Here is a 25,704-nt window from a genome sequence, read left to right as displayed (position 1 = left end):
CGGCTGACCGCGTGGATCGCCCGCAGGCGGATCTGCCCACGTCCAGCAGCCTGATTCCAGGTGACAGCTCGCACGCCTCGGCCAGCCAGGCCAGTGCGGCCGGACTCGCACTGCCGCGACAGGCGGCGGGTATGGCGTGCCGCTCCCCGAGCTCGGCCAATGGCCGTCGTCGCCGTCCCCGTAAGGGGCCGTCCGCGCTCAGGACGCGCGCGGGGCGCGGCGGTCCTTGCGCTGGGCGAGCTCTTCCTCCTCCACCAGGGTGAGCATCGGCTTGCCCGGTTCGCACAGCATCGTGACGGTGAAGCGGAGCGGGATGTCGTCGCGGTTGTTGCCGTCCTGGTAGTGGATGACGTCGCCGCCCGGCTCCCAGAACGCCTCCCCGGCGCGTACGACCCGCTCCGGCTGGCCCTCGATCTCCAGCAGCATCTCGCCTTCCACGACGTAGCCGAAGGCGGGACCGGAGTGCCGGTGCGGCGGCGTGCCGGGGTCGCCGGGCGGGTACTCGATGACGACGGTCATCGCGTGCGCCCCCTCGGGGATGAACGGCGGCTCGGCCTCCTGCAGCATGGTGAGCGCCGTCTGCCAGGCGGTTGATCTCGGCTTGGCCCCCGTGGCCGCCGGGTCGATATCGGGCATGGCACTGCCTTTCGTGAGAGTGCGTTACTTTCCGGCGGCGTTCTGGCTGAGCCAGTCGCGGTAGCGGATCTGCCCGAGGGTGGCGCCGTCACCGGGCACCAGCGTGCGCTCGCTCGGCACGCTGCCGAAGTAGCGCGCCTGCGGGTCGGTGACCACCTCGCGCGGGTCCCCCCAGGCGGCCAGGGCCTCACGGAAGAACTCGTCCATCCTGAACTGCTCCGGCCCGCCCACCTCGACCCTGCCGTTCAGCGGCGACCCCACCGCGACCCGGCCGACCGCCTGAGCCACGTCGTCACCCGCCATGGGCTGGAAGAGCACGGGCGCGATGTGCACCTTGCCGTCGACCGTGGACTGGTCCGCGATGCCGCGGATGAACTCGAAGAACTGCGTCGCGTGCACGAGCGAGAACGGGATGGACGACTTCTCGATCAGCTGTTCCTGAGCGATCTTGGCCGCGAAGTAGTCGTTCTCCGGCAACCGCTCGGTGCCCACCACGGACAGCGCGACATGGTGGCCGACGCCCGCCGCCGACTCTGCCGCGAGCAGATTACGGGTGGAGGTCGTGAAGAACTCCATTACCGCGGCCCGCTCGAACGACGGGGAGTTCGACACGTCGATCACCGTGGACGCACCGGCCAGCACTTCGGCCAGCCCTTCACCGGTGAGCGTGTTGACTCCGGTGTTGGGTGACGCCGCCACCGCCTCGTGACCGTGCTCTCCGAGCTTCGTCACGAGTTTCGACCCGATCAGGCCGGTCCCGCCGATTACCACGATCTTCATGACATAACCTCCTGTCCGCCGGGGCTCTTGGTGGCCAACCGGTCGCCAGCTAAGACAGGGCAGCCTCTCGGCCTGTGACAGCCTCAGCGAAATCTTTTCTGTGAGCCTCTCTTCGGCCTTTCCTCCCCCGGCTTGTCTCTGCTCGCGCACGCCTGCGAGCAAAGGACTCACCTGCGGATACTCGGCAATGACGTCATCTCTTGGCCCCGTACCGCCCCGGTGCCCGCCACCGCGGGAGAACCGGCACTCCTGTGGAGATCTCCCGGGATTGTGACCTGCCGCCGGCCTGTTCTGGCTGCTCAAGGGGTAGGCGGCAGGGGCCGGTCCAGGAGGAGGTCCGGCCGGTGGGATCATCGAGGGGCAGCGGGGACAGGGGGCCAATGGCGATGGCGGTGGCGGATGCCGAATCGGGCGGTCCGGGAGGTCTCGAGCAGGCCGCGGAGGTTTTCGCCGGGATGCGGCCTCGCCTGTTCGGGATCGCGTACCGGATGCTGGGCAGCGCCACCGAGGCCGAGGATCTGGTGCAGGACGTCTGGCTGCGCTGGCAGGGCTATGACCGCACCACGGTGGACAACCCGGCCGCGTTCCTCGCGACGACGATCACGCGTCTGGCCATCAACGCCGCTCAGTCCGCGCGCGCCCGCCGTGAGACCTACGTCGGCCCATGGCTGCCCGAACCCGTCGACACCAGCGCGGATCCGCACCTCGGCGCGGAGCGGGGTGAGGCTCTGGAGTTCGCGGTCCTGCTTCTGCTGGAGAGGCTTTCGCCCACAGAACGGGCGGCGTACGTGTTGCGGGAGGCGTTCGAATACCCCTACCGGCAGATCGCCGACATCATCCAGCTCAACGAGGCGGCCGTACGCCAGCTGGTCAGCAGGGCCCGCAAGCGCGTGCTCGTCGAGCGTCGTGCACCCGTGAGCAGATCGGAACAACGCAGGCTGCTGGCGGCCTTCATCACCGCCGCCCGCTCCGGCGACCTGAAAGCCCTGGAAGAGCTCTTCGCCGAGGACGTGATCAGCTACTCCGACGGCGGCGGCCGCGTGCGCGGCGCCTCCCGCATCCCCGTGGTGGGGGCGTCGCGGCTGGCGAAGGTCATCAGGGCGTTCTCGGGCAGTTTCTGGACCGGGGTCGAGGTGGCGTGGGCGAGCACGAACGGTCAGCCCTCCGCCCTGCTGAGCCGCGACGGAGAGGTGTTCGCGGTCATCACGGTCAACGCCTCGGAGCAGGGCATCGACCAGGTGTTGTGGATGCTGAACCCGGCCAAGCTCACCGCTGTGTCCGTCTGACGGGCCGCAGGGCTGATGCTCGGTCTCGTCCTTACGACTCGCCGGAGCTTTCGGATGCCGCGTCATGACCGCGTATTCCGGCGCGGGCCCCACCGGCATTGGTCGCGATCGTCGCGGCGACCAGCAGGACGCAGATGGCTGCGATCGATGCGACCACCCCGGCCACCCCGATCCAGGGCGACGCGAGCGGCAGCAACAAGATGCCGGTGACGCCGGCCAGAACCGCGCCGGGATGGATGACGCGGTCTGCGACGACGAGCGTGTGCACCGCCCACAGCAGGGTGAGATACAAGCCGACCGGGATCGCGACGGCGTAGCCGAGTGCCGGCGGTGACGCCTCCACCTCGTGCCCACTCTGCTCGACCGCGACTTCGAGCCCGGCGCCGAGCGCCGCGAGGGCCGCGAAGATGCCGTAATGGCCGTACCCCCACAGGTAGGACCGGTGCCGGCGGTCGCTGAGACCTTCGCCTGCCTGTACGAGGAAGTACAGCCACCAGTGGGCGAACAGCAGCACGAGACCGGAGACGGCGATGACGACGAAGGGACTGCTGACCTCCCCTGCTTCGAGCGCTCCCTCGACCCCTCTGCTCACGGCGAGGACGCTCTCGCCGAGCAGGATGATCGTGAACAGTCCGTAGCGCTCGGCGATGTGGTGCGGGTGCCACGTGGTGGGCCTGGCCCGCTCCGCCCACCGTGGTACCGCGAGTTCCAGGACGACCAGGCAGGCGAAGAACGGCAGCGCGGAGGATGAGGGCAGGATCCCCGTCTCTACGAGGAAGAGTCTCAGCACCCATGCCACCTGCGCGATGCTGATGCCGGCGGCGTAACGCAGCGCGGTGCGACGACGCGTCCGATCTTCGAGCCCCGCCCGCAGCCATTGGCCGACGAGCCCGATCCTCATGATGAGGTAGCCCAGCGTGACGACGCCGAAATCAGCGTGGCCGGCCGCCGCGGGCACACCGACGGCGAGCACCAATACGCCGCCCATCTGCACCATGGTCAGCAGCCGGTAGGGGACATCGTCGGTGTCGTAGGAGGAGGCGAACCAGGTGAAGTTCATCCACGCCCACCAGATCGCGAAGAACACCTCCAGGAACGGCACGAGCCCGGCGAGGCCGTGACCGTCGGCGATGCCGTGCGCGAACTCGGCGGTGACGGCCGCGACCGCGACCACGAAGGTGAGGTCGAACAGCAGCTCCAGCTGGCTCGCAACGCGGTGCGGCTCGTCGATGGCACGCGCGCTCATCCGGACTCGGATCTGCATTCTGATGCTGCTGGCTGTCGGCAAGGGTCCCGCTCCTGTCGCTCCGTGAGTCGTTCTTTTCGAAGGACAGGACAGGACTGAGGGCCGACCTGTGACAACGAGGGCCCAAGAAACCCAAATCAGCCGACACAACGCCGCGAGTGCTGATCGCCGACATCCGGCCCAGTCGCGCACGCTCGCCAAGATCAGGGTACGGTCGGGTCGCGGACCGATCCCCGGCGCGTAGCCCTCGGGCGGGTGCCCGGAGCGGTGCGGAACTCACCCCGTGCCGCCGATCGTCCACTGGACATCGGGGGCTTTCGATGGGGGTGCGCATGGCCGAAACGCTGCTGCTGGTGCTGTCCGTCGTCCTGGCCTGGCTCGTGTGGATGACGATCCGGTCCTTCAGCGAAGAACACCGCTGGCTCGCCGAGCTGCCCCACGAGGTGGGTGACGATGAGATCGGCGAGATCGGGCCGTACGAGCTCGCCTATCTGGCCGGCGGTGCGCGCCGGACGGTCCACACGGCCCTGGCCGTGCTGCTGCAGGCCGGCAGGATACGGATCAGCAACACAGGCAGAGTCACCGCGGTGGCCGACGCCGATCTGCCCGCTGCTCCGATCGCCGAGCCGGCCGGCGGCCCGATCATTGAGCCTTCCGGCGGCCTGATCATCGAACCGGTCGAGCGGGCCGTCATGGAAGTGCTCGATCGCGCCGGGAGCTGCTCAGCCGACGATTTGGTCCGGCTCGTTGCCGCAGGCCCGGAAGCGGCCCGCGTCCGCGCCGAACTGGCGCGTCAGGGCCTGCTGATCCCCGAGGGCGCACAGCCCCACATCCGGCGCACGCTGGACCGCATCCGGATCTTCTCGATCGCGGCGATCGCGGGTTGCGTGGTGACCCTGGCGCTGGTCGTCGCCGGGGTCGCGGCCTTCGAGGTGCGTACGATCGGCGCCATAGTGATCGCCGCTGCCGCAGGTGCCATCGGATGGCTCAATCACCCCACTTATCAGCAGGAAGTGCGGAGCCTGCCCTTCGTCCTGCTCACGGAACAGGGCCGCCACCTGCTGTCCTCGGCCCAGCGGCAGCACGGCACTCCCCCCAAGGGACCCTCCAAGCTCGTCGCGGCCGCCACGGCCTTCGCGGTGGCGGTGAACGGCCTGCGCGGGGGCGGAGATCCACGCCTCTCACTGCTGTCGGACTCCGACGGAGACCGGGCATCCGGCTCGGGATCATCGTCCGGCTCCGCCCACGATGGCGGATACAGCTGCTCGAGCAGCGCGTCCAGCTGCTCCAGCGGTGGCGGATCGAGCTGCTCGAGCGGCGGCGGCTCCTTCTGATCCTTCGCGAACCGGAGATCGGAGGACACGCGGGCGGCGTTTGGGGATTGACAAACGGGGCGGCGTACGTCATCATGAAAATGCGACCCGGGGAGATGGGTCTGCGTAAGCGTGGACAAATTCAGTCGGAACGAGTACGCTCGTGCTTCCACGCTGCCTTTTGCGACCCGCGATGCTTGCTCACGTTGCGAGGTTGTCTGGCGTGCGTGTAGTCAGTCCGCCGCGAGCCCTCGGAAGGACATCTGTTGGCAGCCTCGCGCAACGCCTCCGCCGTACCCGCTGGTCCCCGTCGCGTGTCATTTGCGCGCATCCAGGAGCCTCTCGAAGTTCCTGACCTTCTCGCTCTGCAGACCGAGTCTTTCGATTGGCTGCTCGGAAACGAGAAGTGGAAGGCCCGGGTAGAGGCGGCTCGTCAGGCCGGGCGCAAGGACGTCCCGACCCAGTCGGGCCTCGAAGAGATCTTCGAAGAGATCAGTCCGATCGAGGACTTCTCGGGGACCATGTCCTTGTCGTTCCGCGACCACCGCTTCGAGCCGCCGAAGTACTCCGTAGACGAGTGCAAAGACAAGGACATGACCTTCTCCGCCCCGATGTTCGTGACGGCGGAGTTCATCAATAACACCACTGGTGAGATCAAGAGCCAGACGGTGTTCATGGGGGATTTCCCGCTCATGACGCCGAAGGGCACGTTCATCATCAACGGCACCGAGCGTGTCGTGGTCTCGCAGCTGGTCCGTTCGCCTGGCGTCTATTTCGAACGTAATGTCGACAAGACGTCGGACAAGGATCTGTACGGCTGCAAGGTCATCCCGTCGCGCGGTGCGTGGCTGGAGTTCGAGATCGACAAGCGCGACAGCGTCGGTGTGCGCATCGACCGTAAGCGCAAGCAGGCCGTCACCGTGCTTCTTAAGGCACTGGGCTGGACCAGCGATCAGATTCTCGAGCGTTTCGGCCAGTACGAGTCGATGCGGGCCACCCTGGAGAAGGACCACACGGCCGGCCAGGATGACGCGCTGCTGGACATTTATCGCAAGCTGCGGCCGGGTGAGCCGCCGACCAAGGAGTCGGCGCAGACCTTGCTGGAGAATCTCTACTTCAATCCCAAGCGGTATGACCTGGCCAAGGTGGGCCGCTACAAGATCAACAAGAAGCTGGGTGTCGACGCGGAGATCACCCAGGGCACGCTGACCGAAGACGACATCGTCGCGATAGTCGAATATCTGGTGCGGCTGCACGCCGGTGAGGAGTCGGCGGGCCTGCCCCTGGAGGTCGACGACATCGACCACTTCGGCAACCGGCGGGTACGCAGCGTCGGCGAGCTGATCCAGAACCAGGTCCGCCTGGGCCTGGCCCGTATGGAGCGGGTCGTGCGTGAGCGGATGACCACGCAGGACGTCGAGGCGATCACGCCGCAGACCCTGATCAACATCCGCCCGGTCGTGGCGTCCATGAAGGAGTTCTTCGGCACTTCGCAGCTGTCGCAGTTCATGGACCAGACCAACCCGCTGTCCGGTCTGACGCACCGGCGGCGTCTGTCCGCGGTGGGGCCGGGCGGTCTGTCGCGGGAGCGGGCGGGCGTGGAGATGCGTGACGTGCACCCGTCCCACTATGGCCGGATGTGCCCGATCGAGACCCCCGAGGGTCCGAACATCGGCCTCATCGGCTACCTCGCCTGTTTCGCCCGGCTCAACGCTTTCGGGTTCCTCGAGACGCCGTACCGCAAGGTCGTCGACGGCAAGGTGACCGAACAGATCGACTACCTGACCGCCGACGAGGAGGATCTGTACGTGATCGCCCAGGCGAACTCCCCGCTGTCGGCGGACGGCGGGTTCGCCGAGCAGCGGGTGTTGGTCCGCACGAAGGGCGGCGAGTTCGAGTACGTCCGCTCGAACGAAGTGCACTACATGGACGTGTCGCCGCGCCAGATGGTGTCGGCGGCGACCGCGATGATCCCCTTCCTGGAGCACGACGACGCCAACCGGGCACTCATGGGCGCGAACATGATGCGCCAGTCGGTGCCCCTGCTCAGGAGCGAGGCGCCGCTGATCGGCACCGGCATGGAATACCGTGCCGCGACCGACACGGGCGACATGGTCAGCGCCGAGAAGGCGGGCGTGGTGGAAGAGGTCTCCGCCGACTACATCACGATCTCGAACGACGACGGCACGAGCACGACATATCGGCTGGCGAAGTTCAAGCACTCGAACCAGGGCACGAGCTTCAACCAGAAGCCCATCGTGGCCGAGGGCGACCGGGTGGAGGTCAACCAGGTCATCGCCGACGGCCCGTGCACCGACAAGGGTGAGATGGCGCTGGGCAAGAACCTTCTGGTGGCGTTCATGCCGTGGGAGGGCCACAACTACGAAGACGCGATCATCCTGTCGCAGCGGCTGGTGCAGGACGACGTGCTGTCCTCGATCCACATCGAGGAGCACGAGGTCGACGCCCGGGACACCAAGCTGGGCCCGGAGGAGATCACCCGGGACATCCCGAACGTCTCCGAGGAGGTGCTGGCCGACCTGGACGAGCGGGGCATCATCCGCATCGGCGCCGAGGTCGTGCCCGGTGACATCCTGGTCGGCAAGGTCACCCCGAAGGGTGAGACCGAGCTGACGCCGGAGGAGCGGCTGCTGCGTGCGATCTTCGGTGAGAAGGCCCGTGAGGTCCGTGACACCTCGCTGAAGGTGCCGCACGGCGAGCAGGGCAAGGTCATCGGGGTGCGGGTGTTCTCCCGTGAGGAGGGCGATGAGCTTCCTCCGGGCGTCAACGAGCTGGTCCGCGTCTATGTGGCGCAGAAGCGTAAGATCACCGATGGTGACAAGCTGGCCGGCCGGCACGGCAACAAGGGTGTCATCTCCAAGATCCTGCCGGTCGAGGACATGCCGTTCCTGGAGGACGGCACCCCGGTCGACATCATCCTCAACCCGCTGGGCGTGCCCGGCCGGATGAACGTCGGCCAGGTGCTGGAGACCCACCTCGGCTGGATCGCCGCCAGAGGCTGGGACATCTCCGGCATCCAGGAGGCCTGGGCCGACCGGCTGCGCGAGAAGGGCTTCGAGAGGATCGAGCCGCGCACCAACATAGCCACGCCCGTCTTCGACGGCGCCACCGAAGAGGAGATCATCGGGCTGCTCGACAGCACCGTCCCGAACCGTGACGGGGATCGGCTGGTGCAGCGCAGCGGGAAGGCCCGGCTGTTCGACGGTCGCAGTGGTGAGCCGTTCCCCTATCCCATCGCGGTGGGCTACATCTACATCCTCAAGCTGCTCCACCTGGTCGACGACAAGATTCACGCTCGGTCGACCGGCCCCTACTCCATGATCACCCAGCAGCCGCTCGGTGGTAAGGCCCAGTTCGGTGGGCAGCGCTTCGGTGAGATGGAGGTGTGGGCGCTGGAGGGGTACGGCGCCGCCTACGCCCTGCAGGAGCTGCTGACCATCAAGTCCGACGACGTCCTCGGCCGCGTGAAGGTCTACGAGGCCATCGTCAAGGGCGAGAACATCCCCGAGCCCGGCATTCCGGAGTCCTTCAAGGTGCTCATCAAGGAAATGCAGTCGCTGTGCCTGAACGTCGAGGTGCTCTCCAGCGACGGCATGTCCATCGAGATGCGCGACACCGACGAGGACGTCTTCCGCGCCGCGGAGGAGCTCGGTATCGATCTGTCCCGGCGTGAGCCGAGCAGCGTGGAAGAGGTCTGAGCGCGTCAGGCCTTCTGCGCGACGGTCACGATAGCCATCCGGGGCACCTCCGCCAGGAACAGGCCGTCCCGCCGGTACACGACCGGCTGGGACGGCGTGGCGACGTCCACGTGTGGCCGGTGTTCACGCAGGCCAGGTAGCGATACGGGTGCTCCTTCGCATGACCTGGAGGTCGTCGGCCGTCGGCGAAAACCGGGTGACATGTCGCATCGCTTGCCGGAATGCTGGGCTCGGTCGATGAGTTCTGTCGGTGCTGACAGTCAGTATGTGCATGACGAGGACTACTTGCGAGACCGACGGCTGGGATGCCAGCCATGACCACGTTGTACATGACAATCCCGATCGAGGTGCCGTGCCCAGCCCACAGCTTGACTCACCCGCCAAGTCCGAGGCGGCCGTTCCAGGTCGCACCCCGGCCGTGATCCGGCTGCTCGTGCTCGCCACATTCGTGGTCATCCTCAATGAGACGATCATGATCAATGCGATCCCGAGGTTGATGGACGCGCTGCACATCACCGAGCAGACCGCCCAGTGGCTCTCGACCGCCTTCATGCTGACCATGGCCGCGGTCATCCCCATCACCGGGTGGTTCCTCCAGCGCGTGTCCACCCGCAGCGCATACACCACCGCGATGATCCTTTTCCTGCTCGGCACGGCGTTGGCCGCCATCGCGCCGTCGTTCGAGATACTGCTGGGCGCCCGCATCATCCAGGCGTCCGGGACGGCCGTGATGATGCCGCTGCTGATGACCACGCTGATGCAGGTGGTGCCCGAGTCCGACCGGGGCCGGGTGATGGGCAACGTCACGCTGGCCATCTCGGTCGCGCCCGCAATGGGCCCGGCCGTCTCAGGGGTGATCCTCCAGTTCGGGTCCTGGCGGCTGCTGTTCGCCGTGGTGTTCCCCATCGCCGCCCTGATCGCCTGGCGCGGCCTGAAGCAGCTCAAGAACGTCGGAGAGCCCCAGTTCAGCACCATCGACTGGTTCAGCGTGGCAACCGCCGCAGCCGGTTTCGGCGGCCTGGTCTACGGGCTCAGCCAGTTCGAGGGCCGGGACGTCGGCGTTGCCTCGGGAATCGTGGTGGCGGGCCTGATCGCTATCGCCGTCTTCGTGGTCCGCCAGCTGTCGTTGCAGAAGCGCGATGTGCCGCTGATGGACCTGCGCACCCTGCTCCACCGCACCTACACGGTCGCGCTGATCCTGATGTCGGTGGCCTTCATGGCGATGCTCGGCTCGATGATCATGCTGCCGCTGTACCTGCAGAACGTCCGTGGGCTCAGCGCCCTGGAGACCGGACTCCTCGTGATGCCGGGCGGCCTCGCGATGGGACTGCTGGGTCCGACCGTCGGCCGACTGTTCGACAAGTTCGGCGGCCGCGTTCTGGTGATCCCCGGCGCGATCGGGATCATGCTCGCGCTCGTCGGCTTCACCCAGGTCACGATGACCATGCCCTACTGGCAGCTTCTCGGCCTGCACGCGCTGCTGATGGTGAGTCTGGCCGCGACCTTCACCCCGGTGTTCACTCTCGGGCTCGGAGCGGTTCCTCCGCACCTCTACTCCCACGGCAGCTCGATCCTGAGCACGCTGCAGCAGGTCGCCGCGGCCTTCGGCACCGCGCTCGTGATCACCGTGATGGGCGCGCGAGCCGATGCCCTGAGATCCGCAGGAGTCACCGAGGTGGTCGCCAACCTCGACGGCATGCGGCTGGCCTTCATCATCGGCGCGGTGCTGTCCGTGGCTGTGGTCGTCACCGCCCTGCTCCTGCCGGCCCGGGCGGACAACGCCGCCGAGCTCGAGGAAGCCACGGCGTAGCTCGCGTGCTCCCAGCGCACGCGGGGAACGGTCCTCGACGCGCCTCGCAGCGTCAAGCTGAGCCGGGACTGAGCATTCGAAAAGGGCTGGCCGCCGGACGGTGGCCAGCCCTCCGTACTGATGGTCGGTGTGCCCCTTCTGTCAGTGTCCGCCGGTGAGGTCGTCGGAGCGTCCGGCTTCCAGGCGGGACCACTGGGCGGTGGGACGTCCGTTGGTGCGGGAGTAGTCGCCAGTGATCTGCGGCCAGCCGTCGGGCGAGTCCTCCCACGGCTCTTGCCGCCCGTACACGGTCCTGTCCAGCAGGCCGTAGGTCTGGTCCATCACCTCGACGCCGCGGCCGGTGGTCCAGTAGGTCTCGAAGACCCGGTCGCCCTGCCGCAGGTAGCACGCCAGCATGAACGGGCCGCGCCCCGCCATCAGCGCGTCGATGGACTCTGCCGCGGAGTACCACGGCACGTCCCAGCCCATGAAGTCGCGGTAGCGGACGCTCTCCTCGTACGGGCCCTGGCACAACGTCGCGTAGGTGACGCCGCGCGCGTGCAGGTAGGACAGCTCCCGGACCTGGCTGTTGAAGAACGTGCAACCCGCGCACTGCTCAGCGGCCGGGTGGCCGGTGTGCCACATGTGGAAGTACGCGATCAGCTGCCGGCGGCCCTCGAACACCTCGAGCAGCGTGACCGGACCGGTCGGGCCGATCAGCTTGGCGGCGGCGTCGACCTCCACCATCGGCAGCCGACGGCGTGCGGCCGCGATCGCGTCGCCTTCGTGGGTGTGCGCCTTCTCCCGGATCCGCAGTGCGTCCAGTTCGGCCTGGTAACCGGCCCGGTCTGCGATCTTGGGGGCTTGCGCGGTGGTGTCGATGTTCACGATCTTTCCCTTCGACTCCGGTGGACTTTCGCTCCACCGACGAAGGCGGCCGGACCACATCGACATCGGCTGAAGAAAATTCTCAAAGTTCTTCGAGCCGGCTGGTCAGGTAGCGGCGCTCGGTCTCGGTCGGTGCCAGCTTCAGGGCTTCCTCGTACGCCGCCTTGGCTTCCCCTGTACGACCGGCGCGGCGCAGCAGATCGGCCCGGGTCGCGGGGAGCAGGTAGTAGCCGGCGAGCCGGCCGGACGCCGTCAGCCGGTCGACCATGGCCAGACCGGCCGGGATGCCGTCGGCCATCGCGACCGCCACGGCGCGGTTGAGGTCCACGACCGGGGACGGCGCCAGCCGGGCCAACTCGGCGTACAGGCTCGCGATCTGCGGCCAGTCCGTGCCCGCCGCGTCCGGCGCCGTGGCGTGGCAGGCGGCGATCGCGGCCTGCACCTGATAAGGCCCGGTACGCCGCATGACCAGCGCCTGGTCGAGCAGTGCCACCCCCTCGGTGATCAGCGCCTGGTTCCATCGGGATCGGTCCTGGTGCTCCAGGGTGACCAGCACGCCGTGGTCGGTACGCGTCGGACGCCGGGCCTCATGCAGCAACATCAGTGCGAGCAGTCCGCGTGGCTCGGGTTCGTGCGGCATCAGCCGGACCAGGACACGGGCCAGGCGAATGGCCTCCGCCGTCAGCGCCCGGCGTGCGTCCTGCTCGTCGTAGCCCTCATTGAAGATCAGGTAGAGCACCGCGAGGACGCCGGCCAGCCGCTGCGGGAGGAGCTCGGCAGACGGTACGCGGTACGGGATGCCGGCCTCGGCGATCTTGCGCTTGGCGCGGACCAGGCGCTGGGCCATCGCGGGCTCGGCGGTCAGGAAGGCCCGGGCGATCTCGGCGGTGGTCAGGCCGGCCAGCGTACGCAGGGTGAGCGCGACCCGGGCCGCGAACGGCAGCGCCGGATGGCAGCAGGTGAAGATCAGCCGCAGCCGCTCGTCCGGGATCTCCTCCACCGGCGACTCGTCCGGGTCGTCGGCCGGCACGGCGAGCCGGCGCAGCTTGGCCGCACCGGCGGCGTCGCGGCGCAGCCGGTCGATCGCGCGGTTGCGGGCGGTGGTGGTGAGCCAGGCGCCCGGGCGGCGCGGCACACCGTCCCGCGGCCAGGTGACCAGTGCGGCGGCGAACGCGTCCTGCGCGCAGTCCTCGGCCAGGTCCCAGTCGCCCGTCAGCCCGATCAGGGTCGCGACCACCTGACCCCACTCGTCCCGGAACGCCGCATCGACGGCCGCCCGGACCCGATCGTCTGCGCTGTCGTTCGGCGAGGTCATTCCCAGACGGGGCGGATCTCGACGCCGCCCCAGCGTGCGTACGGATGACCCGAGGCGATCGCGATCGCCTCGTCCAGGTCCGCGCACTCGAGGATCACGAGGCCACCGACGAAGTCCTTGGTCTCCGCGAACGGTCCGTCCGAGACCAAGGTCTCACCGTCACGGACCCGGACCGTGGTCGCGTCCACCACGGGACGCAACCGTGCGCCGACGAGCATGCCGCCCCGCCGGTTCACATCCGCCACCCACGCCTGGTGCACCGGATCCGCCTCAAGCTCCTCGTTGCTCGGCGAGACCGTCTCGTCGTCACAGATCAGCAGCACGTACTTCATGCGCTCGATTCTGCCTGACCAGCATTGTCAGCCGGGAGAGCTGCGGAGTCACCTCAGTCGCGCTCGATGCCCAACTCCCGAGGCCCTTGAGGGGCGAGCTGAGGCACAGGCCATAGTCCCTGTGGTGGAGACATACATGGCGGTCTCTCCGGGGGCTGAGGTCGGGGTTCTGGTGCTGACCGGGTCCAGCGGTCGGATCGATGCGGAGCGCTGCGACCTGCTGGCGCAACACGGCGTGACCGCACTGTCCATCCGATGACGGCAAGGCACTTCCCTTCACCTCATATCCGGCGGAATGGCCCGATCACGGACCGCCCACGTCCTTCCGTGCCTTCTACGAGCGCGGTCTCGCTGCCGCTCCACCTGAAGCGGCGATCCCGCTGGAGCGGGCCCGCGCTGACGTCCTGCTGGTCGCGGGTGCGGACGATCAGATGTGGCCGTCATTGGCGTTCGCCGAGGCACTTGCGAAACGTCGCGAGGTCCGCATTGTCAGTCATCCTTCAGCGGGACATCGGCCTCGCTTCCCGGGTGAGCTTCCTGCGCAGCCGTCGCCGTCGTACCTGTACGGAGGGTCTTCTGCGGCTGATGCGGCCTTGGGAGCGGCGGCCTGGCCGCACAACCTCGCCATGCTGAGTTCATGACGGGCTTCCCAAAGCAGACCGGCAGCGCCCGGGTGCCCAACGCCGCTGCGGCAGTGAGTATGGCGTGAGGGCCGGCCGGAGGAAATCAGCAGACTCGCCGGATCCGTCACAATGCCTGATGTGATTGTGGACAAGGCGGTCTACTGCAACGGCGTACGTGAGACCATCACCGGCGACATCAGCGACGCCTTCAACGCAGCCCGCGCCAGAGGCGACTGTTTCCTGTGGATCGGCCTGCACGAGCCCACCCAGGAGGAGTTCGACCTGATCACCAGCGAGGTGAAGCTGCACCCCCTGGCGGTCGAGGACGCCATCCACGCCCACCAGCGGCCCAAGCTCGAACGCTACGACGACACCTTGTTCGTGGTGCTCAAGACGCTGCTGTACGTGGACGAGACCTCCGACATCGAGGTCGGCGAGATCAACCTGTTCCTGGGCGGCGACTTCGTCATCAGCGTCCGCCACGGCCAGGGCAACCCGCTGGCCGGAGTGCGCCGGCGCATCGAATCCGACCCCGACCTGCTGGCGGCCGGACCCGCCGGGGTGCTGTACGCGATCTGTGATCAGGTCGTCGACACCTACTCCCGCATCTCCCATGAGGTCGAGCACGACCTCATCGCGTTGGAGCGGCGCGTGTTCAGCGGGGAGTACGCCGATGTCACCGAAGACATCTACTCCCTCAAGCGGGAGGTGCTGGAGTTCCGCGCCGCCCAAGATCCTCTGGTGCCGGTCCTGGAGGAGATCGTCAAGGGCCGGGTGGAGTTGTGCACGGTCGCTCGTGACCAGTTCCGCGACGTGCTGGACCACCTGCTTCGGGTCGACGCCCAGGTTGACGAGCACAACGAGCTGCTGACCAGCGCCTTGAGCGCGCACCTGGCCCTGGTGGGCCGCGAGCAGAGCGCTGCGGCCATGCAGCAGAACGCCGACATGCGCAAGATTTCCTCGTGGGCCGCCCTCATCGCCGTACCCACCATGATCGCCGGGATCTACGGCATGAACTTCGACTACATGCCCGAACTGCACTGGCTGCTCGGCTATCCCTTAAGCCTGACCGTCATGGTCATCGCCGTGATCATCGTGCACCGGCTGCTGCGCAAGAGCGGGTGGCTGTGAAGACTCCGAAGTCCTCCCGCCGCCGGCCGTCCCTGAACAGGCTTCTGCTGGCCGCAGTCGTGGCCTGGATCGCCGTGCTGACCGTCATCATCCTGCTCGATCCCCGCGGCGCCGGCCCCGCGCCATGAAGATCCGGCCGCCGACGCGAATGCCGGCCCGTCCCGCATAACGACCACCTGGTCGGCGTAGGTCTCGGCCTGGTCGAGGTGGGCGAGCCTTTCGGTGAGCGGTGAAACCGATGCCGAAGTCGTGAAACCAGGTCGAGGGCATCGTGAAACCTCGGCCGCCGAATGTGAAGCCATGAGCATCACAGAACATGACAGCGCCGGGGGCCGGCTCGCACTCTCCGGGCGAGCCGACCTCGCAGTCCGTGCTGAGGCGTTGGTGAAGTCGTTTGGCGATCAGCGTGCCGTCGACGGGATCGACCTGGCTGTGCGCCCTGGTGAGATCTTCGGCGTTCTCGGGCCGAACGGTGCCGGCAAGACCACCACGCTCCGCATGCTGGCCACCCTGCTGAAGATCGACGCCGGTCGTGCCGAGATCTTCGGTGTCGACGTGGCCGGCAATCCGCACGTGATCCGGCAGCTGGTCGGCGTCACCGGACAGTACGCGTCGGTCGATGAGAACCTGACCGCGCGCGAAAACCTCTGGCTCTTCGGCCGGCTGCAAGGGGTCGCCTCTGCGCGCGCCCGGCGGATCGCCACCGAGTTGCTCGGCCGGTTCGGCCTGGAAGAGGCCGCGGACAAACCGATCGCGCAGTTCTCCGGCGGCATGCGGCGGCGCCTCGACCTGGCCGCCAGCTTGATCAGCAAACCACCGCTGATCTTTCTGGACGAGCCCACCACCGGTCTTGATCCGCGCACCCGTGGCCAGATGTGGGAGACCATTCGCGACCTGGTCGCCGACGGCTGCACGGTGCTGCTGACCACGCAGTACCTCGACGAGGCCGACCAGCTCGCCGATCGGATCGCCGTGATCGACCACGGCCGCAAGGTGGCCGAGGGAACCCCTGATCAGCTCAAGACCACGGTCGGCAACTCCACCCTTCAACTGCTGCTCGCCGAACCGGGCGAGGTGCCCGCTGCCGTGGAGGTCGTTCGGCGCGTCCTCCGCTCCGACCCGGTTCTCAGCCCGGAGCAGGGCCGGCTCAACGTCGCTCTCGACCAGGCCGACCTGGCAGCCGACGTACTGATCGCGCTGCGGACCGCCGGGGTCTCGATCTCCTCGGTGAGCGTGGCCAAGCCCAGCCTGGACGAGGTGTTTCTTGCCCTCACCGGCCACGAAGCCGGCGACAACGAGACCGACGCGAAGGAGAACCGATGAGCACCACGATCGCACCTGCCCGCGAGACCGTGCGGGCGGCGGACCGTGTGGAGGCCGCCCGGCCGCATGTCTCCATGCAGGAGACGTTCAGCCAGACCCTCACGATGGCGTGGCGGGCTCTCAGGAAGATGCGCCGCAATCCAGAGCAGTTCTTCGACGTGGCGCTGCAGCCCCTCCTGTTCACCGCGATGTTCGCCTATATCTTCGGCGGCGCCATCGCTGGTGACGTGGAGAGCTATCTGCCGCTGATGATTCCGGGCATCCTCGCCCAGACCGTGCTGACCACGTGCATGGCCACGGGGACGCAACTACGCGAGGACATGGAGAAGGGGGTTTTCGACCGGTTCAAGTCGTTGCCGATCGCCCGGGTCGCGCCGCTGGCCGGTCCGATGGTGGCCGACCTGCTGCGGTACACGATCGCGGCGACCCTGACCTTCGGCATGGGTCTGCTGATGGGTTACCGGCCCGGCGGGGGAGCGCACGGTGTGCTCGCCGCGATCCTGCTGGCGATTTTCACCGGCTGGTCGCTGGCGTGGGTCTTCACCTGGGTCGGCACGATTGCCCGAAGCGCCCAGGCCGTGCAGGGCATCTCCATGATGATCCTGTTCCCGCTGACGTTCCTGTCCAACGCCTTCGTTCCGATCGAGACCCTGCCGGACTGGCTTGCCGGCTTCGTCCGGATCAACCCGGTCTCACACCTGGTCACGGCCGCTCGTGACCTGGCCAACAGCGGTCTCGTCAGCGGAGCGGTGGCCTGGACGCTCGTGGCCTGCCTGGTCGTCATCGCGATCTTCGCGCCGCTGTCGGTGCGCAGCTACAAGCGGCACATCTGACACCTTCTCGACGAGCCTGCGTGCCTCGTCGAGAAGGTCCGCGCCACGCCGATCGCCGTACTGGGCGCGCACGGCGGCGATCATCCCGGGCGCGGCCTCTTCGGCGTACGGTTCGATCCGCTCGAAGGACATGCTGGGCATGTGGTTGTAGGCGAACCGCTCGGCCAGCACCAGCAACCTGACCGCGTCGCCGGGCGCCATGGCACCGCGCAACAGCCCCCAGACGCCGAAGGCGAAAAGCATCGACCCCCACACCGGGTAGTCGAGGGAAGGGCTTCCCGCGGACAGCACGTCGTTGGCACGGACCGAGGCACAGGAGTGAAACAACTCTTCGCCGTACGAGAGGTCTGCCGGCCCGGCGTGGTAGGCGTGCGCCGTCAGGGCGCGTGCCTCGGCGGTGACCACCCACGGCTCGAATCCTGTCTGCGGCATCCCGGGCAGGCGCATGTCACGTGCCCGTTCTACGGCCAAGCGGTATTCCGCCAGAGCGTCGGCGGTCTGGCCGCGGGCGAGGGCGAGTTCGGCGGCGCACAGCGGGACGATCGCCAGCCCGCCGAGGACCGCCTCGCTGTCGCTCATCCGAGAGATCTCCATGAGCTCGGCTTCCGCGGTCGCAAGGTCGCCTTCGGCGAGCGCGGCCACCATCAGCACTGACCGTAGCTGAGTCTCGTCGTCCGTGGCGCCGAACCGGCTCAGAACCGGAAGGGCGGTGCGCGCGTGGCCGACCGCCCGCCGGTGGTCGCCGAGCCGCATGAGCAGGTGCGCCAGTATGGCATGCAAGGTCGCCGCGAACCACGGTCCGTCGTCCTCGCGTATCAGTGCCAGAGCTCGCTCGGCTGCCGCGACTGCCCCTGCCGGGTCGCCCGCGTTCTCCAGGATGTGGGATCTCATCTGCGCCGCCATCAGCGCTACGTCACGGTCGGCGCTCCTGGAGAGTTTCTCGAGCCGGTGGTGGAAATCGGCGCCTTCGGATGGGTCGCATGCGAGCATCACCGTAGCCATTGCCGCGATGCGGGTGTCCGTTGTGTCACGGACGGGCAGCCTGCTGAGCAGGGCGGCCAGTCCCTCGTCGCGATGGTCGGTGAGGACCATGATGTTCATGAGAGCGACCAGCAGGGCCACCCGGGTCACGTCTTCAAGCTCTGGCGGCGGATACCAGTCGGTGACCGCCTGCGTGATCGCCTCTCTGAGGGTGATGATCCTGGGGTGGTCGCCGCGGACTGTCCACAGCGCACCTACTCCGGCCAGCAGTTGGACCGCCGTGGCCGGGTGGGGCTCACCGAGCGCCTGGCGGAGCAGCTCGGCCAGGTTGCTCTCCTCGGCCCGCAGCGCGTCGACGGCCGCGAGCTGGGAAGGGCCGAACAGCACGGCGCCGTTCTCCAGGGCGTAATCCGTTGCCCAAGCCCGTTGCGCCGCCCGCGCTGTCTCATCGTCGCCGGCCTCCAGCAATCGCATCCGGCCGAACTCCCTGACCGTCTCCAGCATCCGGTAGCGAAGGCCGTACCTGGTCTCCCGGACGGTCAGCAGGGACTGCTCGGTCAGTGCCTGTACGGCATGCAGAGCGTCGGCCCCCAGCACGTGCTCGGCAGCGGCCAGCGTGAAGCCGTCGCCGAAGAGCGAGAGCCAGCGCAGGGCCCGCTGTTCCGGATCGTTCAGCAGGTTCCAGGACCAGTCGATGACCGCGAGGAGCGTCTGGTGCCGGTCGGGAGCGCTGCGATTCCCGCCGCGCAGCAGGGCGAACCGGTCCGCCAAGCGCCGCCCGATCTCCTCCACGGACATCACGCGCACCTTGGCCGCGGCCAGCTCGATCGCGAGCGGCAGCCCGTCGAGCCGGGTGACGATCTCGACGGCCGTCTTCTCATCGATCCGCACATCGGGGCGTGCGGCTACGGCGCGCTGCCGGAACAGCTCCACGGCGTCGCCGGGCCGCAGCTCGCCCAGAAGGTAGACCCGCTCGGCGGGGATCGACAAGGGGGCGCGGGAGGTGGTGAGCACCCGCAGGTCACGGGTGGTGGCGGTGAGGAAGGCGACCAGGTCGGCGACGGCCTCGATCACGTGCTCGCAGTTGTCCAGGATGAGCAGTGCCGGCGCCTGGTTGAGGTGCTGGGCGATCCGGGTGCGAACGTCGGCGCGTTGTTCGGGGGTGAGGACGCGCCGCCCGCTGACCGAGTCGCGAACCCCGAGCGCCGAGCCGACCTCGCCGACCACGCCCTCGGGTGAGGAGACACCGACGAGCTCGACGAAGTGGGCGATGGGTTGCGCGGCGTTCCTGCCCACCACGTGGGCCAGCCGCGTCTTGCCCAGCCCACCCGGACCGATGATGGAGAGCACCCGGTTGTTCTGCAACAAGGCCTGGATCGCGCGGATGTCGTCGTCGCGGCCGAGCAGCGAGGAGCCGTCGAACAGGATGCCCTCGCGGACCGGCCGATCTGCGGCCAGCAATCCGGCATGGACGCGGGCGAGCTCGGGCCCGGGATCTGTGCCGAGGCGCTCGGCCAAGCCGGTGCGATAGCGCTCGTAGCGTTCCAGCGCCGCGGCCGCCCCGCGTACCGCGGCCTCGCTGCGCAGCAGGCATGCGAGCAGTTCTTCATCGTACGGTCGTACAGCCACTGCCTGCTCCAGCAGGGGCAACGCGCCTGTGTGGTCGCCGCTGCTGCCTCGCGCGACGGCCAGTACGTGGCGCGCCTCGGCCAGCTGTCCGGCGGCGACGGCCATCAGGTCGGCAAGGGGGCCGGTGGACGTCGCCAGGCCGTTCGCCGCAAGGTCTATCGCCTCTTCGGCGAGACGCTGCGCGACGGCGGCCTCGCCCTCACCCAGCGCTCTACGCGCTCGTTGCACCAGATCGCCGAGCAGAAGCGCGTCCACTTGATCGTCCGGAAGCCCGAGCCGGTAACCGCGCGCCGTCCGCACCACGGCGTCGGCGCAGGTCGCGGCCCGAGTCCGGGAGACCACCACTTGCAACGCCTTCGTGGGGTTGGCCGGCGGTTCGTCACGCCACAGCTCCTCGATCAACCGCCGGTCACTGGTGCCTGATCGTCCGTGCAGCGCGAGCACCGCCAGCAGGGTCTGCGCACGGTCGCCGACCACGCGCGAGCCTCGCCAGCGGACGCCGTCGAGCAGGATCAGCACCGGAGCCACACACCCCAGCTTACGGGGCGGGTTCCGACGGCATGATCGGACAGCATGCCCGCCCGTCATCGGCGGAGCGAGAGCGACCGCAGCAGGAGCAGGGCAAGACCGATCAGCCCGTCCAGCGCCAGCAGGGTCCAGCTCACCACTGTGAACAGGTGCACCTGCGGCTGGGTGACGCCGGGCAGCTCGCCCAGTCGGGTGATCGCCGCCCACTGGGCCTTCGTACCGGTAAGGAACAGCGTCAGCCACACCGCCACGACCTGCGAGGCATCCCACAGGGCGTGCAGCAGGACCACCACGACGTACCAGCCGACGACTGGAGGCCGCAGCCGGGGCCGCCCGCTGCGGCTGCGCGAAGCGGTCGCGAACAGGGCGCCGCCCAGCAGCGCGGTCCACAGGCCGTGCCCGACCGGGGCGAGCACCGCGCGCAACGCCTCGGTCTCGACCAGGTTGAGCAGCGACAGGCCGCTGGAGGTGAACAGCGCGTTGAAGGCGTACCCGGCGCTTTCGAACGCGGCAAAGCCGAAGCCCACGGCCGCGCCGAGCACCATGCCGTCGCGTGCGGTGTAGAAGGGCAGGCGGCGGGCGATCAGCCATAGTGCGGCCAGCTTGACCCCTTCCTCGATCATCCCGATCACGAGGTACGTCCAGCCCGACACGTGCGTCAGCAGGGTCGACTCCAGGAGCGAGGCGCCCAGCACGCCCAGCACGCCGCCGTAGACGAACGCGGAGAAGACGCGCTGGGCGGTGACGACCGCGTCGGCGCGCCGGAAGGCGAAGGTGACGAACGTGACGGGAACCAGGAAGCTGCCGACCAGGATGATGGTCGGAACCAGGTTCTTGTTTTGCGTGACGAACGTGACCACCACGGTCGCCACCCACAGCACCAACCCCCCGAGGAAGATCCGGATCCAGCCGGGGCCGGGCTGTGGTCGCCTGATCCAGGGGTGGGGCGCAACCTCGGTGGAGGTGGTGGGCAAGAGGTTCATGGCGTGCTCCTTTCGGGGGGGTGCCCCGGGGCTTTCACCAGGATGTGCGCCGTCGGCCGGATTGTCGTCCCGGCCAGCGGCCATCCCGGATACCGGCTGGCTGGAATCCTGGCGTCCCGGTCAGCTGCGGGGGACGGGGAGGTCGGCCCTGGTGTCCCGGTCAGCGGCCGGGGACGGGGAGGTCGGCGTGCAGCGTGGTGCCCTGGGTGGGAGGGCTGAGCAGGGTGAACGTGCCGCCCAGCGCCTCGACGCGGTCGGCGAGCCCGATGAGCCCGGATCCTTGGCCGGCTACAGCGCCGCCAACGCCGTCGTCCTGCATCTCCAGCCGCAGAACGCCCTCATCCAGATGCGCCCGAACCATCGCGTACGTCGCGCGGGCGTGTTTGGCCGTGTTGGTGAGCGCCTCGGAGACGACGTAGTAGGCGGCCACCTCCACGGGTTCGGGCAGCCGGTCCGCCACGTTCACCTTGAGCTCGACCGGCACAGGGCTGCGGCGGGCCAGCGCCTTCAACGCCGGGCCCAGTCCGGCCTCGGTCAGGATCGCCGGGTGGATGCCGTGGGAGATCTCGCGCAGTTCGTCGACCGCCTCCCTCAGCCCGTCGGCCAGCTGGTCGAGCGGTTCGCCGAGTTCCGGCCGGTCCGGCGGCAACGTGGCCTGGGCGGCGCGCACGTCCAGCACGAGCGAGACCAGCCGCTGCTGGATGCCGTCGTGCAGGTCGCGTTCGATGCGGCGGCGGGCCTGGTCGGCGGAGGTGACGATACGCGAGCGGGAGGCGGCCAGCTCCTCCCGCTGGCGGGCCAGGGTTTCCGCCATCGTGTTGAAGCCGCGTTCGAGCACGCCGATCTCGCCGACGCCGCGCTCGGGCACGCGTGCCTGGAGCTCGCCGGCCGCCAGCCGCGCGGCGGCTCCGGCAACGCGGCGCACCGGGAAGACCACCGCTCGGGTGAGGTAGCCGGAGTAGGCGCCGATCAGGGCGACCGACGCGATCAGGCCCGCCACTCCCACGGCGATCGCCCGGCGCGCCGCCGCGTCGGTGCGCTGCCGCTCGGTCCTGGTCAGCGACCGCGCGGACGCCACCAGCTCGTCGAAGTCGCCGCGCATCGCGTCCACCCGGCGTTTTCCCTCCAAGGTCGCCGGCACGGTCGCCGCGGCGCCCTCGCTGGAGGAGCCGCGGCGGAGGGCCGCGACCAGAGGGACGGAGTAGTCGTTGATGTAGGAGCTGCCCGCGGCGGTGATCTCCCTGGCCAAGTCCTGCTGGGCGGGGACGTCGGCCACCAGCCGCTCCAGCGCGCTCGCCCGCCCCGGGAAGACCGCGATGGCGTCGCGCCACGGCTGGAGGAACTGTTCCTGGCCGGTGAGGGCGAAGCCGCGCTGGCCCGTCTCCATGTCGATGATCAGACGTTCCAGCCGGTTGGCCATGGTCATGACCTCTGCGGAGCGTTGCTCGCGGAGCTGGGCTTGGCGCAGGTCGGAGATCGAGGCCAGCAGGACGGCGAACGCACCGCCCACGATGAGCGCGAGCACGGCTCCCGTCGCCACGGCACGCAGTGTCAAGCCATGACCGGCGTTGCTCGCCGGCCGCGGTGCCCGGCCGACGCCCATGGCGGGAGTGTACCGGCCGCCGGAGAGGGTCCGATAATGCTGGTGTGACCAGTACTGGAGTGGTTCTCGCCGACGACGACGTATTGCTGCGCGAGGGGCTCGCCAGCCTGCTGCAGCGTTCCGGCCTGGACGTGGTCGGACAGGCCGGCGATGGCGAGCAGCTGCTGGAGCTGGTACGCGAGGCCCAGCCGGCGCTGGCGATCGTGGACATCCGCATGCCGCCGACCAACACGGTCGAAGGGCTGCAGGCGGCCGCCAAGATCCGGGAAGAGCATCCCGAGGTCGGCATCCTGGTGCTGTCCGCGCACGCCGAAGCCGAGCACGCCATGCGCTTGCTGGCCAGCGGCGGCGGCATCGGTTACCTGCTCAAGAGCCGGGTCACCGACGTGGAGGAGTTCGTCGACACAGTACGGCGCATCGCCAGGGGCGGCTCGGTCGTCGACCCGGCCCTCGTCCAAGAGCTCGTGTCGGCCCGGCGCCGCGACGACCCGCTGGACGTGCTCAGCGCCAGGGAGCGAGAGGTGCTGGCTCTGATGGCCGAGGGCCGCTCCAACGCCGGCATCGCACGTCGGTTGTGGGTGACCGAGGGCACGGTGGAGAAGCACGTACGCAGCATCCTCACCAAGCTGGGGCTGACCGAGGCCGACGACGACCACCGGCGGGTGCTGGCCGTCCTCACGTTCCTCGATGCGCGCTGAGCAGTTCACGGATGGCCGGCCCGGACAGCCCGGACTTGGACAGGAACCCGATCGCACGGCTCGCCTCGACCAGGTGCACTAGGTCGTCCGCGTCCCGGGCCGAGATCATGATGACCGGGACGCCGTCCAGCCGGTCCGCAACGTCGAAGCCGCTCTCCTCACCCAGCCCGATGTCGACCAGCGCCACGTCGGGCCGCAACGCCGAGACCAGCGCCCCCGCCTCGGACCCGGTGCTGGCCACGCCGACGACCCGGACGCCCTGCAGCTCCAGCAGCCGGCACGCGGCCTGCAGGAACCGCCGGCTGTCGTCGACGATCAGGCAGTGCAACTCCACGGTTCTCACGCTGCCACCGCACCGCGCGCCGGGCATTCCCGCCAGCAGGTATCCGGGCGGTCAGGCCATCCGGTAGCGGAAGTTGGGTGCTGGCGGTGACGACTCCTTCCGCCTCGCTTGCTGGGATTGGTGACGTCTGGGCGACCGGCACGGACGGTCGCGTGAAGCCGTAGAGGAGTCACATCATGACAGCGACGGCTGATGCTTCATCCGGAGTGATCCGCAGCCTGGTTCCGGCGCGACTGGATCGATTGCCGTGGACGTCGTTCCACACCCGGCTCGTGGTGGCGCTCGGCGTGGCATGGGTGCTCGACGGTCTGGAGATCACCATTGCCAGCTCGGTGACGGGGGTGTTGAGCCAGCCCGGCACGCTGGACATGTCGGCGACCGCCGTCGGGGCCATCGCGACCGTCTACCTTGTCGGCGAAGTGGTGGGCGCCCTGGTCTTCGGACGGCTGTCGGACCGGCTGGGCCGTCGCAACCTGTTCACCGTGACGTTGCTGGTGTACCTGGTCGGCAGCGGTCTGACCGCGTTCACGCTGGGGCACGGCACCGGCTGGATCCTCTACCTGTTCGCCACCCGCTTCATCGCGGGCATGGGCATCGGCGGTGAGTACGCCGCGATCAACTCGGCGATCGACGAGATGATTCCCGCCACGTACCGGGGCCGGGTCGACATCGGCGTCAACGGAACCTACTGGGCCGGCGCCATCCTCGGCACCCTCGGCACGCTGGTGCTCCTGCATTCGCTGTCCCCCGCGATGGGCTGGCGGCTGGCGTTCCTGCTCGGCCCTGTCCTCGCGGTCGTCGTGGTGTACGTGCGGCGCAACCTGCCGGAAAGCCCTCGCTGGCTGCTCATGCACGGCCGCACGGCGGAGGCGGAGCGCACCATGGCCGCCATCGAGGCACAGGCCGGCATGCCCCGCGGCCTGCCGCCGGTGGACGACAGCGGCGCGATTGAGGTCAGGCCGAAGCCGGTCGGCTACCGTGCCCTGCTGCGGGTGCTGTTTGTCGATCACTGGCGGCGCTCCGTGCTGGGCGCCACCTTGATGATCACCCAGTCGTTCCTGTACAACGCGATCTTCTTCACGTACGCGCTGGTGCTGACCCACTTCTACGGGGTGCGCGCCACTGACGCGCCGATCTACCTGATCGGGTTCGCGGCGGGGAACCTGCTCGGCCCGCTCACCATCGGCCGGCTGTTCGACACCATCGGCCGCAAGCAAATGATCGCCGGCACCTACCTCGTGTCCGGCGTGCTGCTCGCGATCACCGCCGTCCTCTTCGACCACGGCGTCCTGACCGCGGCCACCCAGACCGCGGCATGGTGCGTGATCTTCTTCTTCGCGTCGGCCGGCGCCAGCGCCGCCTACCTGTCGGTCAGCGAGATCTTCCCGCTCGAGGTGCGGGGCCAGGCGATCGCGGTGTTCTTCGCCATCGCGCAGTGCTTCGGCGCGGTGGGGCCCGTGCTGTACGGGCACCTCATCGGCACCGGTTCCGACCCGTCCCGGCTGTTCGCCGGCTACCTCATCGGCGGCGCCGTCATGGTGGTCGGTGGTGTCGTCGAGATCCTGCTCGGGGTCCGCGCCGAACGCCGGCCGCTGGAGGCGGTGGCCCGCCCGTTGTCCGCGATCCCCGGCACGGCGGTGCCGAGGGCGGCGGGCGCGACGACCACCTTCTCCCCGCGCCGCGAGGACTAGCCTGCGCCGCCGAAACGAGCCGTGAAGCCGTGTC

21 protein-coding genes and 1 pseudogene are annotated in these 25,704 nt (G+C 68.7%); 12 read left to right on the top strand and 10 right to left on the bottom strand.

From position 1 onward, the window contains the following. Window positions 1-198 precede the first annotated feature (198 nt). Both EDD27_RS38240 and EDD27_RS38235 read right to left on the bottom strand, forming a co-directional pair. Entirely contained in the window at window positions 199-636 is a 438-nt protein-coding gene (locus tag EDD27_RS38240; protein WP_127936719.1) for a cupin domain-containing protein, read from the bottom strand. Window positions 637-660: 24 nt separating this feature from the next. After that, the gene (locus EDD27_RS38235) at window positions 661-1,416 is read right to left on the bottom strand and encodes an SDR family oxidoreductase (protein ID WP_127936718.1); all 756 of its coding nucleotides are present in this window, start codon (window positions 1,414-1,416) and stop codon (window positions 661-663) included. Between the two features lie 380 nt (window positions 1,417-1,796). Here EDD27_RS38235 and EDD27_RS38230 point away from each other — a divergent pair, with 380 nt between their 5' ends. Beyond that, complete coding sequence (locus EDD27_RS38230; protein WP_338324683.1) at window positions 1,797-2,702, top strand: RNA polymerase sigma-70 factor; 906 nt, start codon at window positions 1,797-1,799, stop codon at window positions 2,700-2,702. Between the two features lie 31 nt (window positions 2,703-2,733). Here the strand turns inward: EDD27_RS38230 and EDD27_RS38225 are convergent, their stop codons facing one another. Then, window positions 2,734-3,948, bottom strand: coding sequence for a low temperature requirement protein A (locus EDD27_RS38225; protein WP_127936716.1), 1,215 nt, complete (start codon window positions 3,946-3,948; stop codon window positions 2,734-2,736). A gap of 332 nt (window positions 3,949-4,280) precedes the next feature. Between EDD27_RS38225 and EDD27_RS38220 the strand changes: the two genes are divergently transcribed. The 3 genes from EDD27_RS38220 (at window position 4,281) to EDD27_RS38210 (ending at window position 10,790) form a co-directional block, all read left to right on the top strand. Further along, window positions 4,281-5,282, top strand: a complete 1,002-nt coding sequence (locus EDD27_RS38220; protein ID WP_164903980.1) for a TIGR04222 domain-containing membrane protein — start codon at window positions 4,281-4,283, stop codon at window positions 5,280-5,282. A 245-nt stretch (window positions 5,283-5,527) separates the two neighbouring features. Then, window positions 5,528-8,980: a DNA-directed RNA polymerase subunit beta gene (gene rpoB, locus EDD27_RS38215; protein WP_127936714.1), complete on the top strand. Its 3,453-nt coding sequence runs from the start codon at window positions 5,528-5,530 to the stop codon at window positions 8,978-8,980. Window positions 8,981-9,332: 352 nt separating this feature from the next. Continuing rightward, entirely contained in the window at window positions 9,333-10,790 is a 1,458-nt protein-coding gene (locus EDD27_RS38210) for an MDR family MFS transporter (protein ID WP_241564478.1), read from the top strand. A 141-nt stretch (window positions 10,791-10,931) separates the two neighbouring features. On the opposite strand, the gene EDD27_RS38205 is transcribed toward EDD27_RS38210, so the two are convergent. The 3 genes from EDD27_RS38205 to EDD27_RS38195 all read right to left on the bottom strand — a co-directional run bounded on the left by EDD27_RS38205 (window position 10,932) and on the right by EDD27_RS38195 (window position 13,304). After that, window positions 10,932-11,657, bottom strand: coding sequence for a DUF899 family protein (locus EDD27_RS38205; protein ID WP_206641835.1), 726 nt, complete (start codon window positions 11,655-11,657; stop codon window positions 10,932-10,934). 82 nt (window positions 11,658-11,739) lie between these two features. Further along, window positions 11,740-12,972: an RNA polymerase sigma factor gene (locus EDD27_RS38200; RefSeq protein ID WP_127936712.1), complete on the bottom strand. Its 1,233-nt coding sequence runs from the start codon at window positions 12,970-12,972 to the stop codon at window positions 11,740-11,742. Next, window positions 12,969-13,304: a YciI family protein gene (locus EDD27_RS38195; protein WP_127936711.1), complete on the bottom strand. Its 336-nt coding sequence runs from the start codon at window positions 13,302-13,304 to the stop codon at window positions 12,969-12,971. Before EDD27_RS38195 ends, EDD27_RS38200 begins: the two co-directional genes overlap by 4 nt. A gap of 124 nt (window positions 13,305-13,428) precedes the next feature. On the opposite strand from EDD27_RS38195, the gene EDD27_RS58025 reads away from it, so the two are divergent. From EDD27_RS58025 to EDD27_RS38175, 6 genes are all read left to right on the top strand, one after another. Next, complete coding sequence (locus EDD27_RS58025; protein WP_277750784.1) at window positions 13,429-13,563, top strand: hypothetical protein; 135 nt, start codon at window positions 13,429-13,431, stop codon at window positions 13,561-13,563. A 115-nt stretch (window positions 13,564-13,678) separates the two neighbouring features. After that, a complete protein-coding gene (locus EDD27_RS58980) occupies window positions 13,679-13,945 on the top strand; it encodes an acyl-CoA thioester hydrolase/BAAT C-terminal domain-containing protein (RefSeq protein WP_127941236.1) in 267 nt (88 codons plus the stop codon). 120 nt (window positions 13,946-14,065) lie between these two features. Beyond that, entirely contained in the window at window positions 14,066-15,058 is a 993-nt protein-coding gene (locus tag EDD27_RS38185; protein WP_127936710.1) for a magnesium and cobalt transport protein CorA, read from the top strand. Continuing rightward, entirely contained in the window at window positions 15,055-15,186 is a 132-nt protein-coding gene (locus EDD27_RS58020; protein ID WP_277750783.1) for a hypothetical protein, read from the top strand. The genes EDD27_RS38185 and EDD27_RS58020 overlap by 4 nt, the downstream gene beginning before the upstream one ends. Window positions 15,187-15,280: 94 nt before the next feature. After that, window positions 15,281-16,381, top strand: a complete 1,101-nt coding sequence (locus EDD27_RS38180) for an ATP-binding cassette domain-containing protein (protein ID WP_241564477.1) — start codon at window positions 15,281-15,283, stop codon at window positions 16,379-16,381. After that, the gene (locus EDD27_RS38175) at window positions 16,378-17,214 is read left to right on the top strand and encodes an ABC transporter permease (RefSeq protein ID WP_127936709.1); all 837 of its coding nucleotides are present in this window, start codon (window positions 16,378-16,380) and stop codon (window positions 17,212-17,214) included. Before EDD27_RS38180 ends, EDD27_RS38175 begins: the two co-directional genes overlap by 4 nt. Window positions 17,215-19,242: 2,028 nt before the next feature. Here EDD27_RS38175 and EDD27_RS57185 read toward each other — a convergent pair. The 3 genes and pseudogenes from EDD27_RS57185 to EDD27_RS38160 all read right to left on the bottom strand — a co-directional run. Beyond that, window positions 19,243-20,412 (bottom strand): annotated as a pseudogene (locus EDD27_RS57185) (BTAD domain-containing putative transcriptional regulator); the annotation flags it as partial. Next, window positions 20,409-21,335, bottom strand: a complete 927-nt coding sequence (locus EDD27_RS38165) for a PrsW family intramembrane metalloprotease (RefSeq protein ID WP_127936708.1) — start codon at window positions 21,333-21,335, stop codon at window positions 20,409-20,411. The pseudogene EDD27_RS57185 and the gene EDD27_RS38165, both read right to left, overlap by 4 nt. 160 nt (window positions 21,336-21,495) lie before the next feature. Continuing rightward, on the bottom strand, window positions 21,496-22,875 hold the full coding sequence (locus EDD27_RS38160; RefSeq protein WP_164903979.1) for a CHASE3 domain-containing protein: 1,380 nt from the start codon (window positions 22,873-22,875) through the stop codon (window positions 21,496-21,498). Between the two features lie 107 nt (window positions 22,876-22,982). On the opposite strand from EDD27_RS38160, the gene EDD27_RS38155 reads away from it, so the two are divergent. Further along, on the top strand, window positions 22,983-23,636 hold the full coding sequence (locus tag EDD27_RS38155) for a response regulator (RefSeq protein WP_127936706.1): 654 nt from the start codon (window positions 22,983-22,985) through the stop codon (window positions 23,634-23,636). Here the strand turns inward: EDD27_RS38155 and EDD27_RS38150 are convergent. Continuing rightward, window positions 23,614-23,979, bottom strand: a complete 366-nt coding sequence (locus EDD27_RS38150; RefSeq protein WP_241564476.1) for a response regulator — start codon at window positions 23,977-23,979, stop codon at window positions 23,614-23,616. The genes EDD27_RS38155 and EDD27_RS38150 overlap by 23 nt on opposite strands. A 176-nt stretch (window positions 23,980-24,155) precedes the next feature. Between EDD27_RS38150 and EDD27_RS38145 the strand changes: the two genes are divergently transcribed. Next, window positions 24,156-25,670, top strand: coding sequence for an MFS transporter (locus tag EDD27_RS38145; RefSeq protein ID WP_127936704.1), 1,515 nt, complete (start codon window positions 24,156-24,158; stop codon window positions 25,668-25,670). Window positions 25,671-25,704 lie beyond the last annotated feature (34 nt).

Origin of the sequence: Nonomuraea polychroma (assembly GCF_004011505.1) — a bacterium.
Lineage (GTDB): Bacteria > Actinomycetota > Actinomycetes > Streptosporangiales > Streptosporangiaceae > Nonomuraea > Nonomuraea polychroma.
This window is presented reverse-complemented; position numbering and strand designations above follow the sequence as displayed.

Excerpts from the sequence above, each read along its gene's own strand:
- EDD27_RS38225 (WP_127936716.1), bottom strand. The coding sequence starts at position 3,948 with ATGAGCGCGCGTGCCATCGACGAGCCGCACCGCGTTGCGAGCCAGCTG.
- EDD27_RS38175 (WP_127936709.1), top strand. The coding sequence starts at position 16,378 with ATGAGCACCACGATCGCACCTGCCCGCGAGACCGTGCGGGCGGCGGAC.
- EDD27_RS38165 (WP_127936708.1), bottom strand. The coding sequence starts at position 21,335 with ATGAACCTCTTGCCCACCACCTCCACCGAGGTTGCGCCCCACCCCTGG.
- EDD27_RS38220 (WP_164903980.1), top strand. The coding sequence starts at position 4,281 with ATGGCCGAAACGCTGCTGCTGGTGCTGTCCGTCGTCCTGGCCTGGCTC.
- EDD27_RS38200 (WP_127936712.1), bottom strand. The coding sequence starts at position 12,972 with ATGACCTCGCCGAACGACAGCGCAGACGATCGGGTCCGGGCGGCCGTC.
- EDD27_RS38230 (WP_338324683.1), top strand. The coding sequence starts at position 1,797 with ATGGCGATGGCGGTGGCGGATGCCGAATCGGGCGGTCCGGGAGGTCTC.
- EDD27_RS38145 (WP_127936704.1), top strand. The coding sequence starts at position 24,156 with ATGACAGCGACGGCTGATGCTTCATCCGGAGTGATCCGCAGCCTGGTT.
- EDD27_RS38235 (WP_127936718.1), bottom strand. The coding sequence starts at position 1,416 with ATGAAGATCGTGGTAATCGGCGGGACCGGCCTGATCGGGTCGAAACTC.
- EDD27_RS38240 (WP_127936719.1), bottom strand. The coding sequence starts at position 636 with ATGCCCGATATCGACCCGGCGGCCACGGGGGCCAAGCCGAGATCAACC.
- EDD27_RS38195 (WP_127936711.1), bottom strand. The coding sequence starts at position 13,304 with ATGAAGTACGTGCTGCTGATCTGTGACGACGAGACGGTCTCGCCGAGC.